The sequence below is a fragment of the Nocardia pneumoniae NBRC 100136 genome, assembly GCF_000308755.1.
Taxonomy (GTDB): Bacteria; Actinomycetota; Actinomycetes; order Mycobacteriales; family Mycobacteriaceae; genus Nocardia; species Nocardia pneumoniae.
Window position 1 is genome coordinate 103,755 of the sequence record NZ_BAGF01000016.1, and the last position, 16,176, is coordinate 119,930.

Annotated in this window: 18 protein-coding genes; 11 read left to right on the forward strand and 7 right to left on the reverse strand. The window is 64.5% G+C overall.

Features of this window, described 5'->3' with window-relative positions:
• Positions 1-168 precede the first annotated feature (168 nt).
• On the forward strand, positions 169-1,119 hold the full coding sequence (locus ON34_RS03805) for a type IV toxin-antitoxin system AbiEi family antitoxin domain-containing protein (protein WP_051022120.1): 951 nt from the start codon (positions 169-171) through the stop codon (positions 1,117-1,119).
• Here the strand turns inward: ON34_RS03805 and ON34_RS03810 are convergent.
• The gene (locus ON34_RS03810; protein ID WP_040774293.1) at positions 1,101-3,149 is read right to left on the reverse strand and encodes a M13 family metallopeptidase; all 2,049 of its coding nucleotides are present in this window, start codon (positions 3,147-3,149) and stop codon (positions 1,101-1,103) included. The two genes, ON34_RS03805 and ON34_RS03810, sit on opposite strands and share 19 nt — an antisense overlap.
• Positions 3,150-3,499: 350 nt before the next feature.
• Here ON34_RS03810 and rplN point away from each other — a divergent pair, with 350 nt between their 5' ends.
• The 5 genes from rplN (at position 3,500) to ON34_RS03835 (ending at position 6,818) form a co-directional block, all read left to right on the forward strand.
• A complete protein-coding gene (gene rplN / locus ON34_RS03815) occupies positions 3,500-3,868 on the forward strand; it encodes a 50S ribosomal protein L14 (protein ID WP_014349098.1) in 369 nt (122 codons plus the stop codon).
• A 1-nt stretch (position 3,869) separates the two neighbouring features.
• On the forward strand, positions 3,870-4,187 hold the full coding sequence (gene rplX / locus ON34_RS03820) for a 50S ribosomal protein L24 (protein ID WP_040774295.1): 318 nt from the start codon (positions 3,870-3,872) through the stop codon (positions 4,185-4,187).
• A gap of 1 nt (position 4,188) precedes the next feature.
• A complete protein-coding gene (gene rplE / locus ON34_RS03825; RefSeq protein WP_040774297.1) occupies positions 4,189-4,752 on the forward strand; it encodes a 50S ribosomal protein L5 in 564 nt (187 codons plus the stop codon).
• 4 nt (positions 4,753-4,756) lie between these two features.
• Entirely contained in the window at positions 4,757-4,942 is a 186-nt protein-coding gene (locus tag ON34_RS03830) for a type Z 30S ribosomal protein S14 (RefSeq protein ID WP_014981705.1), read from the forward strand.
• 322 nt (positions 4,943-5,264) lie between these two features.
• Positions 5,265-6,818, forward strand: a complete 1,554-nt coding sequence (locus tag ON34_RS03835) for an acyl-CoA carboxylase subunit beta (protein WP_040774429.1) — start codon at positions 5,265-5,267, stop codon at positions 6,816-6,818.
• Positions 6,819-6,968: 150 nt separating this feature from the next.
• On the opposite strand, the gene ON34_RS03840 is transcribed toward ON34_RS03835, so the two are convergent.
• The 3 genes from ON34_RS03840 to ON34_RS03850 all read right to left on the reverse strand — a co-directional run bounded on the left by ON34_RS03840 (position 6,969) and on the right by ON34_RS03850 (position 10,674).
• A complete protein-coding gene (locus ON34_RS03840; RefSeq protein WP_157172157.1) occupies positions 6,969-7,610 on the reverse strand; it encodes a DUF8020 domain-containing protein in 642 nt (213 codons plus the stop codon).
• Between the two features lie 531 nt (positions 7,611-8,141).
• Entirely contained in the window at positions 8,142-9,353 is a 1,212-nt protein-coding gene (locus ON34_RS33305; protein ID WP_083889124.1) for a helix-turn-helix transcriptional regulator, read from the reverse strand.
• A 112-nt stretch (positions 9,354-9,465) separates the two neighbouring features.
• The gene (locus ON34_RS03850) at positions 9,466-10,674 is read right to left on the reverse strand and encodes a cytochrome P450 family protein (protein ID WP_157172158.1); all 1,209 of its coding nucleotides are present in this window, start codon (positions 10,672-10,674) and stop codon (positions 9,466-9,468) included.
• A gap of 361 nt (positions 10,675-11,035) precedes the next feature.
• Between ON34_RS03850 and ON34_RS03855 the strand changes: the two genes are divergently transcribed.
• Positions 11,036-11,236: a hypothetical protein gene (locus tag ON34_RS03855; RefSeq protein ID WP_040774307.1), complete on the forward strand. Its 201-nt coding sequence runs from the start codon at positions 11,036-11,038 to the stop codon at positions 11,234-11,236.
• Between the two features lie 297 nt (positions 11,237-11,533).
• Entirely contained in the window at positions 11,534-11,893 is a 360-nt protein-coding gene (locus ON34_RS03860) for a hypothetical protein (RefSeq protein ID WP_040774314.1), read from the forward strand.
• Between the two features lie 40 nt (positions 11,894-11,933).
• On the opposite strand, the gene ON34_RS03865 is transcribed toward ON34_RS03860, so the two are convergent.
• Positions 11,934-13,142, reverse strand: coding sequence for a helix-turn-helix domain-containing protein (locus ON34_RS03865; protein ID WP_040774317.1), 1,209 nt, complete (start codon positions 13,140-13,142; stop codon positions 11,934-11,936).
• A 248-nt stretch (positions 13,143-13,390) separates the two neighbouring features.
• Between ON34_RS03865 and ON34_RS38005 the strand changes: the two genes are divergently transcribed.
• Together ON34_RS38005 and ON34_RS03870 are read left to right on the forward strand one after the other, a co-directional pair.
• Positions 13,391-13,522: a hypothetical protein gene (locus ON34_RS38005; RefSeq protein ID WP_281032433.1), complete on the forward strand. Its 132-nt coding sequence runs from the start codon at positions 13,391-13,393 to the stop codon at positions 13,520-13,522.
• Positions 13,519-14,058, forward strand: a complete 540-nt coding sequence (locus ON34_RS03870) for a hypothetical protein (protein ID WP_040774324.1) — start codon at positions 13,519-13,521, stop codon at positions 14,056-14,058. Before ON34_RS38005 ends, ON34_RS03870 begins: the two co-directional genes overlap by 4 nt.
• A gap of 295 nt (positions 14,059-14,353) precedes the next feature.
• On the opposite strand, the gene ON34_RS35760 is transcribed toward ON34_RS03870, so the two are convergent.
• Complete coding sequence (locus ON34_RS35760) at positions 14,354-14,506, reverse strand: ribbon-helix-helix domain-containing protein (RefSeq protein ID WP_157172160.1); 153 nt, start codon at positions 14,504-14,506, stop codon at positions 14,354-14,356.
• 165 nt (positions 14,507-14,671) lie between these two features.
• On the opposite strand from ON34_RS35760, the gene ON34_RS03875 reads away from it, so the two are divergent.
• Positions 14,672-15,253, forward strand: coding sequence for a Uma2 family endonuclease (locus ON34_RS03875; RefSeq protein WP_051022122.1), 582 nt, complete (start codon positions 14,672-14,674; stop codon positions 15,251-15,253).
• Positions 15,254-15,269: 16 nt separating this feature from the next.
• Here ON34_RS03875 and ON34_RS03880 read toward each other — a convergent pair whose 3' ends face one another.
• The gene (locus ON34_RS03880; protein ID WP_051022123.1) at positions 15,270-15,923 is read right to left on the reverse strand and encodes a Uma2 family endonuclease; all 654 of its coding nucleotides are present in this window, start codon (positions 15,921-15,923) and stop codon (positions 15,270-15,272) included.
• Between the last annotated feature and the right edge of the window lie 253 nt (positions 15,924-16,176).

A 16,176-nucleotide genomic window follows, 5' to 3' on the forward strand; every position in this document is an offset into this window, starting at 1 on the left:
GCCGGGCACGTCGATCCGCCCGTAGTCGAATGGTGGTTTGTGCGGCCGCCCGAACAACCTTTTCATTACGTTCGCTGAGGAATCCACACCCGGCTGGGTATCCACAGGGGCCGGGGAAGTGCTGGTGGGGTGCGGTGGGTGGAGCGGGTGGTGAAGCAGGCTGGGTGCATGCGACCCGGCTTGGAGCAGTTGCGGGACAAGCAGTTCGGCGTGTTCACCACGCGACAGGTGCTGTGCGAGTACACCGGTGCCGAGCTACGCGCTCGGATCGACCGCGGGCAGTGGGTGCGGGTCTTCCAGGGGGTGTACCGCGAGGCAACCACCCCGCCGGGCCCCGAACTCCGCGTCGAGGCGGCACGTTTGTCCATAGGACTGGTGTCACTGGCCGCGGCCTACAACACCGCCGCCGAGCTGCACGGGTTCGCGGTCCTCGCGGGTCAGCCGACCGATGTTCTCGGCGTCCAAGCCTCGCGCTCCGCCCGGCTCGTCGTGCACCGCGATCGAGTCGATCCCGCGGAGCTGGCGTTGGTCCGCGGGACGGTAGTCACGAATGCCGTCCGTACCGCCGCGGACCTCGCCCGCGTCCTGACCCGCCTGGACGCGCTGGCCACCCTGGACGCGGCGCTGCGCAGCGGGATCTCGCGCACCGCGATCGCCGACGAAATCGACAAGCACACCGGTCGGCGCGGTCGTCGACAAGCCGCCGAGTTGATCGAGCTGGCGGACGGCAGGGCCGAGTCGCCCATGGAGTCGCGCGCCCGGCTGTGCTGCATCGACGCGGGCCTACCGCCGCCCGAGCCGCAACTCGAGGTGCCGACCCGGGACGGACTCCGCCGCATTGATCTCGGATGGCGGCATTGGCGGATCGGCCTGGAATACGACAGCGCCGCATGGCATTCCGGGCCGAATGCCGCGATGCGTGATAACCCGCGTCACAACTGGCTGACCACCGAAGGCTGGACCATCTATTACGCCACCGCGGCCGACGTTTACCACCACCCGCACCACTTCACGGCGCCCATCCGGTGCGCGATCGATCGAGCGCAGCGAAATCGTGGCTCGGAGGCTCACCTGAGCCGCCACTCCACTCCGCTCGGCTATCAGAACGTGACGCGTTGATCGGCGGGCAGGAAGAGTTTGTCGCCTTCCTTCACGTCGAACGTCTTGTAGAACTCCTCCAAGTTGCGCACGACCTGGTTGCAGCGGAATTCGGCGGGCGAGTGGGTGTCGGCCGCGAGGTAGCGGACGGTGAGTTCCTTCGTCTGCTTCTCCCGCCAGCTGCGGGCCCAGGACAGGAACATGGTGCGGTAGTCGGGGTTGTCGACCCCGCGGCGTTTTTCGGCGATGCGGAAGGCGGCCAGCGTGATCTGGAGTCCCCGGAGGTCGGCGAGGTTCTCCCCGACGGTGAGCTCCCCGTTGACGTGCTGGTTCGGCTCGAGCCCCTCGGGAACCAGCACGTTGTACTGCTCGACCAGCTGCTTGGCTTTCGCGTCGAACGCGGCGCGGTCCTCGGGAGTCCACCAGTCGCGGCGATTGCCGTCGCCGTCGTACTTGGAGCCCTGGTCGTCGAAGCCGTGGCCGATTTCGTGGCCGATGGTCGATCCGACCGCGCCGAAGTTGACCGCGGGCAGCGCGTCCTTGTCGAAGAACGGCGGCTGGAGGTATGCGGCCGGGAAGACGATCTGGTTGGAGGTCGCCGAGTAGTAGGCGTTCACCGTCTGCGGCGACATGCCCCATTCGGTCTTGTCGACCGGGGTGCCCAAGCGCGCGAAGGCCCGCTTGACCTCGAAGTCATTGATCGCCAGCAAGGATTCGATCAGCTTGCCCCTGGTGATCTTCAGCTTGGAGTAGTCGATCCACTTGTCCGGGTAGCCGATCTTGGGATCGATCTTGTCCAGTTTCGCCAGCGACGCCGCCCTGGTCGCGGGCGACATCCAGGTGGAGTTGGTGAAGTTCTCCCGGTACGCCGCGATGACATCGGCGAGCATTTCCTTGGCGCGCTCCTTGGCCTCCGGCGGAAAATGCTTGTCCACATAGAGTTTCCCGAGCTGTTCGCCGAGCCGTTCGTCGACGATGCCGACCCCGTACTTCCAGCGTTCCGGGCGCTCGTCCTGACCGTTGAGCACCTTGCCCTTGAATTCGAAATTCGCGTCGTTGATGGCTTTGGGCAGGTAAGGCGCGAATTCCCGCAGCACGTACAGCTTGAGATAGTCCCGCCACGTGGCGATGTCGACCTCGGTCCACAGCTGACCCGCCGCCGTGATGTAGGACGGCTGGTTGACGACGATCGTCGCGAACAGCTCGCGCGGGCGGTCGGTGTTCCCCGCCAGCCACGGGTCCCAGTCGAACCCCGGCGCGAGTGCGGTCATATCGGCCCAGTTGTAGAGGTTGTACGTCGCGTCGGTGTCGCGGTTGCGCACGTTGTCCCAGTGCGCGGGAGCGATGCGCTTCTCCAGGTCGAACACGCGCGCAGCGATACCGGCCGGATCGGCGAACCCGGCGCCCGCCGCGATGCGCTCGAGGAAGATCCGATACTGCGCGAGCACCTCGGCGTACTCGGGCTTGCGGTAGTACTGCTCACCGAGCCCGAGACCGGACTGGCCGACGGAAGGAATGTAGGCGTCGGAGTTCTTCCGGTCGACGCCGATGCCAAGGCCGATCAGACCACCGATCGGCAGCTCGGCCATCACCTTCGCCAGGTCCGCCTTGGTCGCGGCGCCGTCGATCTTGGCGAACAGCCCCGCCAGCGGAGTCATGCCGAGCCGCTCGATCTCGTCCCAGTCCAGGCGCGCGTCGTACAGGTCCTTGATCTGCTGCGCCTCCGAGCCCGGCTTCGGGTCCGCGATGCCCTCGATGATCTCCCGCAACTGCTGCTGGGTCCGCTCGGCGGCCTCGCTCGTGGAGCCGAAGGCGACCTTGTCCGGCGGCAGCTGGTATTCCCGCAGCCACTTGCCGTTGACGTGCCGGTACAGGTCGTCCTGCGGCCGGATCGTCTCGTCCGCCCCGCCCATGTCCACACCGGTGAGCGTCCGGCTCGTCGGTTCGGCATCGTTCGAGCAGGCGACCAGCGCGGCGGCGGCCGGGACGGCCCCGAGCGCGATCAGGAACGCACGACGGTCCAGCTTGCCTGGACGACCGGTTGATGTCACGAGAGTCCTCTCCCCGACGCGGCGTTGCCGCAGATGTACGTAAGGCAGCCTTGCAGGACATCGAGGCTACCGGCGTGGGGCCGGTCCAGCCCGGAAACGTGGCCCAGGTGGGACGGCCCGCGCCTCGGCGACCGCCCGATTTGGGAACGACCTGCGGATTCCCATACACTAGACCGGTTGCCTGCGGGAGCTGTGCCCGCAATCCGGCAGTGAACCCCCAGTGGTTGGTTCCGCGTTATCGCTCAGATCGAGGAAAACCGCTGGCAGGCGCGCGTCCGGAGGGCAACCGACCATGCCCGTCGGGTCGGCAATCCGGCGTGCTAAACGTCCAGGTCAAGGAGGACGCTGAAGTGATTCAGCAGGAGTCGCGACTGCGCGTCGCCGACAACACGGGTGCGAAGGAGATTCTCTGCATCCGCGTTCTCGGCGGTTCGTCGCGTCGCTATGCCGGTATCGGCGACGTCATCGTCGCTACCGTGAAGGACGCCATCCCCGGCGGCAACGTCAAGCGGGGTGATGTCGTGAAAGCGGTCGTCGTGCGCACCACCAAGGAGCGCCGCCGTCCGGACGGTTCCTACATCCGTTTCGACGAGAACGCGGCCGTGCTCATCAAGGCCGACAACGACCCGCGCGGCACTCGCATCTTCGGCCCGGTCGGCCGCGAGCTGCGCGACAAGAAGTTCATGAAGATCGTCTCGCTGGCCCCGGAGGTGCTCTGACATGAAGGTGCACAAGGGCGACACCGTGCTCGTCATCTCGGGCAAGGACAAGGGTGCCAAGGGCAAGGTCATCCAGGCCTACCCGAAGGAGAACCGGGTTCTCGTCGAGGGCGTGAACCGGATCAAGAAGCACGTCGCGAACTCCGCCACCCAGCGCGGCGCCTCCTCCGGCGGCATCGTGACCCAGGAAGCTCCGATCCACGTGTCCAACGTGATGGTCGTCGACTCCGACGGCAAGCCGACCCGGGTCGGCTACCGGACCGACGAGGAGAGCGGCAAGCGGGTCCGGATCTCCCGGAAGAACGGGAAGGACATCTGACATGACCACGACCGAAAAAGTGCAGCCCCGGCTGAAGCAGCGCTACCGCGAGGAGATCAAGGACGCGCTGAACAAGGAATTCAACTACGCCAACGTGATGCAGATCCCCGGCGTGGTGAAGGTCGTCGTCAACATGGGTGTCGGCGACGCCGCCCGCGACGCGAAGCTGATCAACGGCGCGGTCAACGACCTGGCGCTGATCACCGGCCAGAAGCCGGAGATCCGCAAGGCGACCAAGTCGATCGCGCAGTTCAAGCTGCGTGAGGGCATGCCGATCGGCGCCAAGGTCACCCTGCGTGGCGACCGGATGTGGGAGTTCCTCGACCGCCTGGTGTCCATCGCGCTGCCGCGTATCCGTGACTTCCGCGGCCTGTCGCCGAAGCAGTTCGACGGCAACGGCAACTACACATTCGGCCTCAGCGAGCAGTCGATGTTCCACGAGATCGACGTGGACAAGATCGACCGCCCGCGCGGCATGGACATCACCGTCGTGACCACCGCGACCAACAACGAAGAAGGCCGTGCCCTGCTCAAGCACCTCGGCTTCCCGTTCAAGGAGAACTGAGCACATGGCAAAGAAAGCACTGGTCAACAAAGCCAACGCCAAGCCGAAGTTCGCGGTCCGCGCCTACACCCGCTGCCAGCGGTGCGGCCGCCCCCACGCGGTCTACCGCAAGTTCGGCCTCTGCCGCGTGTGCCTGCGCGAAATGGCGCACCGGGGCGAACTGCCGGGCGTGCACAAGAGCTCCTGGTGAGCTCGCGCTCCTCGTGAGCGCACCCGGATAACAAGACGGCGAGGGCACGGACTCACATCGAGTCCGTGCCCTCGGCGTCTATAGCGGACTGTCGGCCCCCGCAACCGGGCCTTCGAGTCGCTCGAGGCGATCACCGCGTCAACCGCCCTGGAACGGCGTCTTGCCAGTCCTTCCCCTGACTGTGTTCGGACTCTTCGGGATGTGATGTGCGGCCGGTCTCGGCTGTGATTTGTCCCGGATATCCGGTTCGATGACACGTTCTGTGTCGACACCGCTTAACGTCTCGGGGGCACAACATTTGGTTCGGAAGGTGGCGGCGAGCGTGACAGGTACCGAGGCGAAGCTCGAGGAACTGGTCAAGATCCTGACGATCGCTGCGGAACCGGCGGGTGAGGCCGGTGCCGCCAAGCGGGAGAAGAAGGGCGTTCCGAGCGTTCGCCAGCGTGTGGACATGCTGCTCGACCGCGGGACGTTCATCGAGACCGGTGCGTTGGCTCGTCAGCCCGGCCGACCGGATGCTCTCTACGGTGACGGGCTGGTCACCGGTCGCGGTCTGATCGGGGGCCGTCCGGTAGTGGTGATCGCCCACGATCAGACAGTGTACGGCGGGTCGGTCGGTATCACGTCCGCCCGAAAGTTCATGCGGGCGCTGCAACTCGCGTTCGACAACGCATGCCCGGTGGTGACGATCAATGATTCCGGCGGTGCGCGTATCCAGGACGCGGTGGGTTCGATCGCTTCGTTCGGTGATATTTCCCGGGTGTTGGAGAAACTGTCCGGGTATGTGCCACAGGTGTCGATCATTCTCGGCAAGTGCGCAGCGGGTTCGGTGTACGGGCCGATCAACACCGACGTGCTCATCGGCACCAAGGATTCCTACATGTTCGTCACCGGGCCGGAGGTGATCAAAGCCGTCAACGGTGAAGACGTCACCGCCGAGGAGCTCGGTGGCGCCGAGGTACAGGCCGAACGCGGCACCCTGCATCACGTGGCCGACACCGAGCAGGAAGCCTACGAGTGGGCGCGGAACTACTTGAGCTATATGCCGACGAGCTGTCTCGAGCAGCCGCCGATTGTGAACCCCGGCCTGGAGCCGGAGATCACTGCTTCCGATCGGGAGCTCGACACGATCATCCCGGATTCCGATCGCGCCGGTTACGACATGCATGAGATCCTGCTGCGGATCTTCGATGACGGTGAATTTCACGAAATCCGCGCCGCGTTCGCCCCGAATCTGATCACCGGGTTCGCCAGGGTCGACGGCTATCCGGTCGGTGTGATCGCCAACCAGCCGTTGGTGCTTGGTGGTTCCATTGACGCCGCCTGCTCGGACAAGTCGACCTACTTCATCCGGCTCTGCGACGCGTTCAACATCCCGCTGGTGTTCGTCGCGGACACCCCGGGCGTGCTGCCGGGCCTCGAGCAGGAAGCCAGCGGTGTGATCATCCGCGGCGGGCGGGTCCCGCGTGCGATCATCGAGGCAACGGTCCCGATCATCAACCTGGTCGTGCGCAAGTCCTACGGTGGCGCCTACGGCATGATGGCGGCCCGACAGGTGGGCGCCGATATCAGTTTCGCCTGGCCGACGGCCCGGATCGCTGTGATCGGCGCCGAAAGCGCGGTCGACCTCATCGGCAAGCGGCAATTGGAGGCGGTGCCGGAGGAGCATCGGGCAGCGGCGCGCGAGTTCATGATCAACCAGTACAACGAGACGATCGCCACCCCGTGGATCGCCGCCGAACGCGGCTACATCGACGCGGTCATCGAACCGGCGCGCACCCGTCTGGAGATCCGGAACGCGCTGCGCCTGTTGCGGGACAAGCCGAAGGTCAAGCCGGAGTTCAACCCGCGCAAGCATCCGGTGTACCCGATGTGATCTTCCCGTTGACTCCCGCGCGGCGACGGTGTGACCATCGAGCCTGCGCCGAGTAGCGAATCGCAGACGACCCGAAGAAAGGCGCTGCGGCGGATCGTCTCCGCCGCAGCGCCTTTCGCGACTTCAGCTCAGCAGGTCAATCGCTGATTGTCAGGGCAGCACCTGCGGAATGACATCGGGCGCGACCGTACCCACGACCGCGCCGACCACGGCGCCCAGGATGGCGGTGGTCACCACGCCGACCGCGGCGCACAGCACGTAACCGACGACGAAGGCCGCCACGGTCGGAATGCAGGTGATGAGGGCGGCGATCGCGCCGACGCCCGCGCCCGCGGCCGCACCGTTCATGACCGGATCCGGGTACTGCGCCCCCGGATTGGTCGCGATGTCCTTCAGTTCCGCGCCCGTCGCGGCCGAGACCTCAGGTGTCGTCACCGACAGCGTGCGGCCGTCCTCGGACACCTTGGCATCCAGGGCGATAGTGGTACCGGACGGCGTGGCCAGCGTGCGCGGAAGCTCGGTGACCGCCGCGCCGGCCTTGTCCACGACCTTGATCGAGGTCTCACCGAGCTGGAACGTGCCTGCATCGAGCGTGGCGGACACGCTGCGCAGGTCCGGCGCGACCGTGGTGTGGTAGCCGATGTCCGCGGACGTGCCCGATGTCGACATCGCCTGGGCCAACCGCGCCTGCTGATCGGCGTAGTTGGTGGCCGATGCGGCTCCGGCGCCGGCGAATGTAGTCGCCACGGCCAGCGGCAGCGCACCGATGAGCGCCTTACGACCGATACGCATTGCAGCGCGATAGAACATTGAATTCATTCTCCCTCCCGACCCCCGATCCCCCCCGACGTGGACGAATCGAACGTCGCATCGTGTGAACCGAACGCACTATTGGTAGCGACTGCACGCCCGTCAAGGCAAACCTTGTGACATTGTCCACAATGTGGAACCGATTGAGCAGCAGGGTATTTCGATACGACATGAGGTTCGGCAAACTGAGAGCGAATGCCGCCGCCGACCCCGCCGCCGCATCGGGCGACTGCCGCGAACTGGATCGGCGGCAGTTCTTTAAATCCGTGCTCGGGTGCTTTCGTCCCACCACCGCCGGAATATGTGCCTGAACTGATGAACATTCCGGCTGCACCGCTTCGAACCGCCTCGATGTGCGGCGATTTCGCGGCTTCACTGCCGACAGTTACCCGGCGGCGCGACGAGTCGAACGCCGGTGCTCTCTCGGGCTCCACCCTCGACCTGGCTCCGTCGCACATCCCGCTCGTCGTCGTAGCCGAGGAGTTCGTCCTGTCGCGATCTGCTCAGCGGGCCCTACGTCGTGGTGGTGTTGTCCTGTTTCCGTCGACGTGCCTTGCCCAGCTCTTGGCTCCACGTTGTTCCTTCGTCGGCCAACCGGCGTTGCAGTGTCCGTGGCCCGACCTCGAGGCGGCGGGCGACCTGCCCCAGCGAGAACGTACCTTCGGCCAGGGCGGCTTCCAGGGCGGTGCCGACCTGATCCGACCAACTCGGAGAGCGCGGGGGCGGCGACATTGTGGCGTAGCGGCGCATCGTCGCCTCGGCTGATTCAGGTCCTTCGATGCCCGATGCCGGTCGATCGGTCAATTCCCTCGACCGGCGTTTCTGGAAGTCTCGGGGTGTTTCGCCATATCGGGTCTTGAATGCTTGGGAGAACCATGTTTGGGTGAAACCGCAACGTGCCGCCACCTCGCTGATGGTCGTGGTCTTCCCTGGTTGGGAGAGCAGGTCACGCGCGGCGCGCAGCGCTTCGTCCTGCCGCACCTCCCGGTAGGTGGTCCCGGCCTGATGGAGGGCGAGCCGCAGCTGACGAGGTGACCAGCCGAGAGCTGAAGCCACCGCAGGCAGCCCCAAGTCCCCGACACCGACATGCTCCCGCACGTACTGGCGGACAGCCGCGGCCGTTTCGGTCAGGTGGCTTTGTTGCGGGCCCATATCGCCGAGCAACATCATGCACAGCAGCTCGATGATCCGATCGCAGACGGCATTGAATTCCCAATCCGTGAGGTTGGATTTCTCGGAATGCGTTTCACGGATCAGGCTTTGCACGATCCGGCCGAGGCCGGACTCCATATCGGGTGCCGTATGTGGGGGTCCGGCGGACGACAGGCGATTATCCAGATCAGTACGCGGTATGCGAACTGCGTGCACCACCATGCGTGGCATGTAGTACCGAAACGGCCGATCTGGGCGTATCAGCAGTGAGCCACCGGGTGTAACACGCGTTACCGTGTCGTTCATTTCGAAGATATGCACACCCCCGACACCCCGCTGTGGCAGAACGAACCAATAGTCGTTGCCGCCCTGCCGGGTGTGCGATGGAGTCCGCCATGCCAGACGCTCACCGCGTTGGTCGATGCGCAGGAGGGTGTGAGCGGCCGTGTCCTGCACGGTGGCACGGATCCACCAGTTGCGCGGATCACGAACCCGGGCAATAGCCGGTAGAAAGCCGTTGCTGAGCGCCTCCCACTCGTCAGTGTCCTCCATAACAAGATCGGAATACATCATGATGATGCCTTGGCAGATGTCTCATTCGGAACTTTACTATTCAACACCGTTTGGCGGTGACGCGTAGCGTCTGGCAGATCCCAGCGTTGGGAGGGGAACAGCGGGATCCGTCCTACGCGCTGGGTTCGAGCAGCACGGGAAGTGTGAGTGGCCCGCAGGTGATGAAATTCGGACCGTAGACCTGGGTGGGGTCACAAGCCAGGCGCAATCGCGGGAATCGGTTGAACAGCGTGGACAAGGCGATGTGGCTTTCCAGCCGGGCCAGATGAGCGCCGAGGCAGACATGTGGTCCCCGGCCGAACGCCAGCTGGTCTCGGTGATCGCGGTCGATGTCGAAGGTACCGGCGTCCGGATAGTGTTCCGGGTCCCGCCCGACGCCGCCATACCACCCCACCATGGCTCCCGCGGGAATTTCTACGCCGGCGATGGTGATGTCTTGCAGGGCATACCGAGTGGGAAGAATAGCGGCGACCGAAGAGCGGAAGCGCAGCATCTCCTCCACGACGTCCTTCCACCGGTCTTCGGCCTGGGCTTTGGCGAGCTCCTCGGGATGGGTGCACAGCGTGATGACCGCGTTGCCGAGCAGGTGCACGGTGGTTTCGTGTCCGGCCATGAGCACCAACCACAACATGTTGACCAGTTCGTCGTCGGTCAAACCGTTCGCTTCATTGGCCTCCAGCAGAGCGGAGGTGAGGTCGTCGCCGGGTGTGCGCCGTTTGCGGTCGAGGAGTTCGGCGAGGTATCCGAGCATGCCCGCCATCGCGGCCTGAATCTCGTCGCCGGTGCTCAGATGCGACATGACCGTGGACGCCCAGATCCGGAATTGTTGTTGTTCCGATGCCGGTACACCGAACAGTTCGCCGATCACCCGAACCGGCAGAGGGGTGGTGTATCTGGAGACGATATCGATTTCGGCGTTGTGGTGGGGAATATCGTCGATGAGCTCGGTGGCGATCTGCTGGATTCGAGGCTCGAGCGCGGCGACTCTGCGGGGGGTGAACGCCTGGCTGATCGTCTTCCGCAGCCGTCGATGTTCCGCACCGTCCATGTTGATCATGTGATCGATATCGGTGAGCGCGCGCAACGGCCAGTCGGCTGGAATCGTGCCGTCCTGCAGCGCAGGACAGTTGCGCGGATTCTTGCTCAACACGGTGCCGTCACCGGCGAGAACTTCGCTCACCGCCTTGTGGCTCACCGCGACCCAGACCACGACCTTGCCGGGCAGTTCGACCGGAACGACCGGACCACGTCGGCTGATCCTGTCGAAGGTATCGAAAACCACCTCTCCAGCGGTAGGCAGCTGAGCGACGGGCTCGGTCATGATGTCTCCCATGGTGCGTTCGGTCCCACACGGACACGGCTGACGTGTGCCCGCACAGTGTCGGCCACAGCGGCATACCGAACGGCCGGAACCGGGAATCGCTGCCTCACAATAAAACTGCGACGCAAAAGAACAAACTTTGGAGCGAGATGTGAATGGGATGCCTCGGCATGTGGAATCCACGGGGCGGTGGGCCAGAAGTCGAGACTGGCGCAGCAGGTGATCGGGTTGATACCAAGCAGGGCGCTGCGGCGGATCATCTCCGCCGCAGCGCGTTTCGCGACTCAGCTCAGCAGGTCAACCGCTGATTGTCAGGGCAGCCGTGGACCCGGCGGCGTCCGGCCGTTCGTGGGGCCCGGGGGTGAACCTGCCGTTCCATCATGAGCTTCCCGGTACCGATCCGAACATCTTCGACCAGTTCAGGACGTACCAGGAATACCCGGGTGATCAGCCTCCCGGCTTCCCGGTGACGACTGATCTTCCAGGCACTGCGGCTGGAACGCCGGACAAGGCTCCGTCGGTTCGCACGATTACCGAGAACGATCATCCGTTGGGCCGGTGAGCTCCGCCGTCCGATTCAGCACCAAGGGGCTGCGGCTCATGTCTCAGAGGAGTGTGAACGATGGTTGGCCTCCGCGCTCTGCGGACGGGTTCCGGGTATTGGACTGCCGCGACTTGGACTACTTCGCTGTGGTTCATTCCTCAGCTGATCGCCGTGGCAGCCGCGATGGCGGTGGCTTACCCGGATCGCAACGAGCCACCTGTCGGCTGTTACTTAGCTATATCCGCTGTCGGCGCGCTCGTTGGAGTTGGACTGGCATGGTCCAGTTCTCCGAGATACAGAGGTGTCGCGCTCGGCGTGATCACAGCCTCCTCGGTGCTGCTTTGCGTACCGGCACTGCGGTTCTTTCCCCTGGAACTGCCCCTGGTTGCGATCTGGATCGCGGTCGCTTCCGCTGACGAGGACGAAAGTTCGACCTCCGGATTCGGCCGAGCGTTCTTCGCCGGATGCTCGGTGGCCATGCTGGTCAACGCGGTTCCCCTGATCGCCACGGCGTACTACCTGCTCTTCCTATACGCCTTCGTCTTGGCTGCCGAGGTAGTGATAGTCGTCGTCCTGCTGCTGTTGAAGGGCAGGGCTCGGCAGTTCGGAACAGGCGTCGCGATCTCCTGGCTCGGCCTGGGCGTTTCGATCCTTGTGTCACTGCCCGTGTGGTGACGACAGCGCTTGTAGCAGCGGGCGCTCCGCGGGTTAGTGCCTATGTGGTCAGGCGCAGGACGGAGGCGAGTTTTTCGGCGTCTGGTCGCACGGTCGCGCCGCCGTGCTCTACCAGATCGGGTACAGCCGATCGAGCGAAGAGGGAGAAGCCGAACGTGTCGGGGGATTCCTTGTGCGCCTTGGTAAGTAGTGAGACGGCGGCTAAAGATTCGTCCCGCATGTGGTGTGCGCGTGCGATTTCGGCGGTGTGGAAGCTGCGCCTGGTCGCGGAAGGCATCGTGGTCAAATCGACTTTGCTGGCTTGCTGGATCGCGTAACCGGGATGCATCAAATCGGCCTGGATGGTGATCATGTACGCGTCGACCATGGAGCGGCCGAAGATCAACCATGGGTGGTTGTACTCGTCACCGAGGGCACGTGCCGCCCTGTCGGCCTCATCCCAGTATCGCAGCGCATCGCCTTCTCGGCCGACTTTCGCGTACGACAGTGCCATCGCGAGCCTGAGCAAACCCCACAGCGCCAGGTCGTTGCCAGCCTTCTCGGGGCTGAGTAGACCGGAAACCTCATGTGCGAGCGCGACACGGGCATCGTGCTGTTCGCCAGCGTCTCGGTAGACGTGATTGACGTACCAGGCCGCTGCGGCCATGGCGTACGGGTCGTCGGCATCCTGCGCGGCGGTCATCGCGCGGTCACCGGACATCAATATCAGGGACGCAGGCGGCTGAAACGACAGATAGAGCTGAGTGAGGTGGTAGACCTGCGCCAGCGTGGAGAGCGCCTTCCGCCGCTCGTTCCCGTCGTGTTGGCGCACGGCGATCCGGGCATCTCGCAGGAGGTCCGGCAGGACCGTCGCCACGGCCGAGCGCTGGTAGGCCGCTCCGTGCCACAGTGTCCACGCCTGTCGAGTGCGAGCCGTCAGCGCTGCGGGAGATAGGTCGGGATCGTCGCTGCTCGTCGCGACTGGATAGGACGCCAACGCCTCGGTCACCTTCGCAAGAGCGGGATGCACAGTCTTGCCGTAGCTTGCCCGCGAGAGCGCTTGCTCGCCCGTCAACTCCCTCAGGTCGTTGATATCGAGGATGTCCGCCAGCCGGATCAGCATCGGAAGACGTGGTTGCTGAAGTCGCCCGTTCTCGACCGCCTTCACCCAGCTCGCGGAACGCCCAGCGAGTTCACCCAGAACCGCACGGGTCATCCCGGCCTGCTCGCGCAGCCGCCGCAATCGCTGACCGAACTCGTGATGAACCATGGCGGGCTCTCCCTAAGCCGTTGGCCAAATGAAGGTTTCGCTGCTCAGGCTACTCGGACAACGGCAACTCCGGGTTTCGAACAGGGACACGGTCTGTGCCTATGCGGTCGCTTCGCCTGAGCCAACCTCATGTACAGCCCCGGCGCCCGGTCGAGTCCTCGAACTCTCGGGCGCCGGGCGCTACCCAACAACACACATAGCGTCAGGGGGTTCAGCGAATGTCCGAACTTGCGGTTGTCCTGGTCGTCATGGCTGCGGTCGCCGGGGTATTGATATTGCTCTTTTGGGTGTTGCCGTGGGTGATCGACCTCGGCGGCGATCCGGATGAGTCGGTACCGGCCAGCGAGATCATTCAGCGGATCGAAGACGAGCAGCGATGACAGGGCCGCATGGCTGGGTCGCAATACCGCAGGCTGAGCTGCGTCTGCCCGGTACTCGCACCTTCTTCGACCTCTTCAACGCTCGTACCGAGCCTACGGACGCGATGATGGTGGCGGCCGTGGGGCTGCTCGGAGTGTGGGTTCGGCACTACGAGAACGGGAGGCCGGGGCGACCGATGAGCCGTCGGCTGGCGGATCTGATGGATCTGCATATCTGGGCTATCGACCGGCACGTCGAGGACATGGTTGCGGCGGCACTCCTGCACGGCTACCAGCCGGGCCCGGATGCGCATGAGCTGCACTATTCGTACGGGGAGATGGTGAGTCTGCTTACCGCGGACTTCGTGCGATGCCGACGTGAGGAGCGGCAATCCGGCGGAATCACCGAAGACCAGGTGCTCCATCACGTGCGGCACTGGGACGGGTTCAACGCCATGGTGGAAGCGGTGGCGGCTCGGCGCGTACGGTTACGGATTCCGCGCGGCATCGCGCGGCATACGCATTCGGAGCGGGGCACGAACGATCTGGAACCGTGACCAGCCCGTGCCCACACGAGCCAGACGTTCACATACGCGTCCTGCTCGGCGGCATCAGCCTGGACTTCGCCGCTTGCCACACGGCGGCCATGCGGTTCGTGCGGGAGTGGTGCGCTGTTCGCGCCGCCGCCGATATTGCCGTAATTCCCGGCAGTGCAATTGGATTGGCGAGATTGCCGTGCGAACGGCTGTATGTGGAACCGTGACGTGTGTATCGGCCGGTCGAATCGTCGCTGAGAAGGTCGTCGACGCGTTCGGCAAGCTTGGGATCACCGCTCGCGAAACGCCTCAGACGTCACGGCTTCGAACGACGGCGCACCCGCAGCGCGGCCAAGTGTATTGCGTGGCGGATGATCTCCGCCTCGCTTACAGCGCTGCGCGCTGCTGCGTCCTTGATGACGGCCAAGTCGTCGGCATCGGCGTAGACGAAGGTGCGCACGACAGGCATGTGAGCACTGTGGCATATGGGCCGTCCGTCCGAGAACGAATCTCGAAGTCGACGCGCCAGTGCTATGCCGCGCTGCTGTGTGGTGTGAAACTGACGCGGGCGTCGTCGGCGTCGATCGCGATGTTCAGCGAAGCATCCAGTGCTCGTGCCAGCTAGGCTCTGATCATGACGATCCAGGCGCCGGACCACCTGCCGCATGAGATGACCGAGGAGCAGTACCGTCAGCTGCCCGAGGGTGTCGCGCGCGAGATCGAGGTCGTGCACGGGCACGTGATCGTCTGCGAATCGCCGGTGCCCGAGCATAATCGCGTGGCACGCCGCTTGGCTGGCTCGATCGAGGAGTTGCCGAGCACTGAACCGTGCATCCGAGTCGAGACCGATATAGACGTGGTGCTCTGGCGGGTACCGAAGTTCACCTTTCGGAGACCGGATGTGACTGTGTATCGCTGCTTGCCTGAGCGCGGAGCGAAGCCGGAGGCTAGTGATGCGCTGATCGTCGTGGAGGTGTCTTCGCCGTCCACTGCCGCCGAAGATCTGCTGGACAAAAAGGCTCAGTACGCCCGCGCAGGTATTCCGCTCTACCTGGTTGTCGTTCTCGACACCAAGTTCGATATCGAAGAGGTGCGGGAATTCCGGCTCGACGCCCACGCCGCCGAATACCGCCTGCACCGGCTGCACCGCGACGGGTTCGTCCGTTTGGAGCATGTGGTGCTCGGGGATATCAGTTTCGCCGACTTGGTCCGCTAGCCGTCGGCTCGATCACTCAGAATTCGAGGTCCGACCAGGGGATGTGGATCGGGAACGGGAAGTCGATGGTGATGGCGTCGGAATCCTTCGGGGACCACTCGCCGGTCATCAGGTAGTTGGCCGGGCGCAGTGGGTGCACGCCGGAAGGAAGCTTGCCGTGGGTGGTCTCCAGTGCGAAAGCGCGGACCACCGCGATGGCGCTCGCCGCGCGCTCTAGCGTCACCTCCCAGTACCAGGGGATGCCCGCCTTGGCGTAGCGTGCCTGCTTGTCGTACATGTCGGTCTGAGTGTTCGACGGGGAAAGAACCTCGCCGACCAGAAGTACATCAGCTGCACGAACATCTTGGTACGGCTTCGGAAGGCAGCGGTGTACCAGGAAGCCCGGTGTCACGAAATCGGACTTTCCGGATGATCCGAAGAATATGTTTGTCTCGGTGTGGACGCGCCAGCACTGCTTCGGGTCCGCGGCCATCTCCTCGCGCGCGCATCGGCGGAGTCCGCTCCAGAGGAGGTTGGTGAACTCTTGATGTTCGGCAGGCCCGCGTCGTAGCCAGACAACGCGCCCCTCCCACAGTTCGATCTGCCCCGCGATCTCCTCGGGCAGCTGCTCGAGCTCCTCCCAGGTCATGTACTCGGGGAGGTCGGGTCGTTCGATGCCTGGACTCGACATGGTCCCATGCTAGCCGGGCGGCGGGCTGTTTCTGCTGGTCATCAGCCAGGCGCGAAGACGTCCCCGCTGGACCCCGATTTTGTCCTGATGACGCCCTTGCCTACACTAGAGCGGTTGCCTGGGCACCTCCATGCCTGCATGCGTGCGCTCGGGCGATACATACCTTATCCGGTCGGCAAGTGCAGGCCGGACCATCCGAATTGTCGTAGGCCCACCGCTGACCTGCCCAAACGCATGTCGGCGCTGTATGGGA

Bases quoted from the DNA above. Each gene is read 5' to 3' on its own strand.
- ON34_RS03805 (WP_051022120.1), top strand. From the start codon at position 169: ATGCGACCCGGCTTGGAGCAGTTGCGGGACAAGCAGTTCGGCGTGTTC.
- ON34_RS03870 (WP_040774324.1), top strand. From the start codon at position 13,519: ATGACAGGGCCGCATGGCTGGGTCGCAATACCGCAGGCTGAGCTGCGT.
- rplE (WP_040774297.1), top strand. From the start codon at position 4,189: ATGACCACGACCGAAAAAGTGCAGCCCCGGCTGAAGCAGCGCTACCGC.
- ON34_RS03850 (WP_157172158.1), bottom strand. From the start codon at position 10,674: ATGACCGAGCCCGTCGCTCAGCTGCCTACCGCTGGAGAGGTGGTTTTC.
- ON34_RS03840 (WP_157172157.1), bottom strand. From the start codon at position 7,610: ATGCGTATCGGTCGTAAGGCGCTCATCGGTGCGCTGCCGCTGGCCGTG.
- ON34_RS03880 (WP_051022123.1), bottom strand. From the start codon at position 15,923: ATGTCGAGTCCAGGCATCGAACGACCCGACCTCCCCGAGTACATGACC.
- ON34_RS38005 (WP_281032433.1), top strand. From the start codon at position 13,391: ATGGCTGCGGTCGCCGGGGTATTGATATTGCTCTTTTGGGTGTTGCCG.
- ON34_RS03830 (WP_014981705.1), top strand. From the start codon at position 4,757: ATGGCAAAGAAAGCACTGGTCAACAAAGCCAACGCCAAGCCGAAGTTC.
- ON34_RS33305 (WP_083889124.1), bottom strand. From the start codon at position 9,353: ATGATGTATTCCGATCTTGTTATGGAGGACACTGACGAGTGGGAGGCG.
- ON34_RS03865 (WP_040774317.1), bottom strand. From the start codon at position 13,142: ATGGTTCATCACGAGTTCGGTCAGCGATTGCGGCGGCTGCGCGAGCAG.
- ON34_RS03875 (WP_051022122.1), top strand. From the start codon at position 14,672: ATGACGATCCAGGCGCCGGACCACCTGCCGCATGAGATGACCGAGGAG.
- rplX (WP_040774295.1), top strand. From the start codon at position 3,870: ATGAAGGTGCACAAGGGCGACACCGTGCTCGTCATCTCGGGCAAGGAC.
- ON34_RS35760 (WP_157172160.1), bottom strand. From the start codon at position 14,506: ATGCCTGTCGTGCGCACCTTCGTCTACGCCGATGCCGACGACTTGGCC.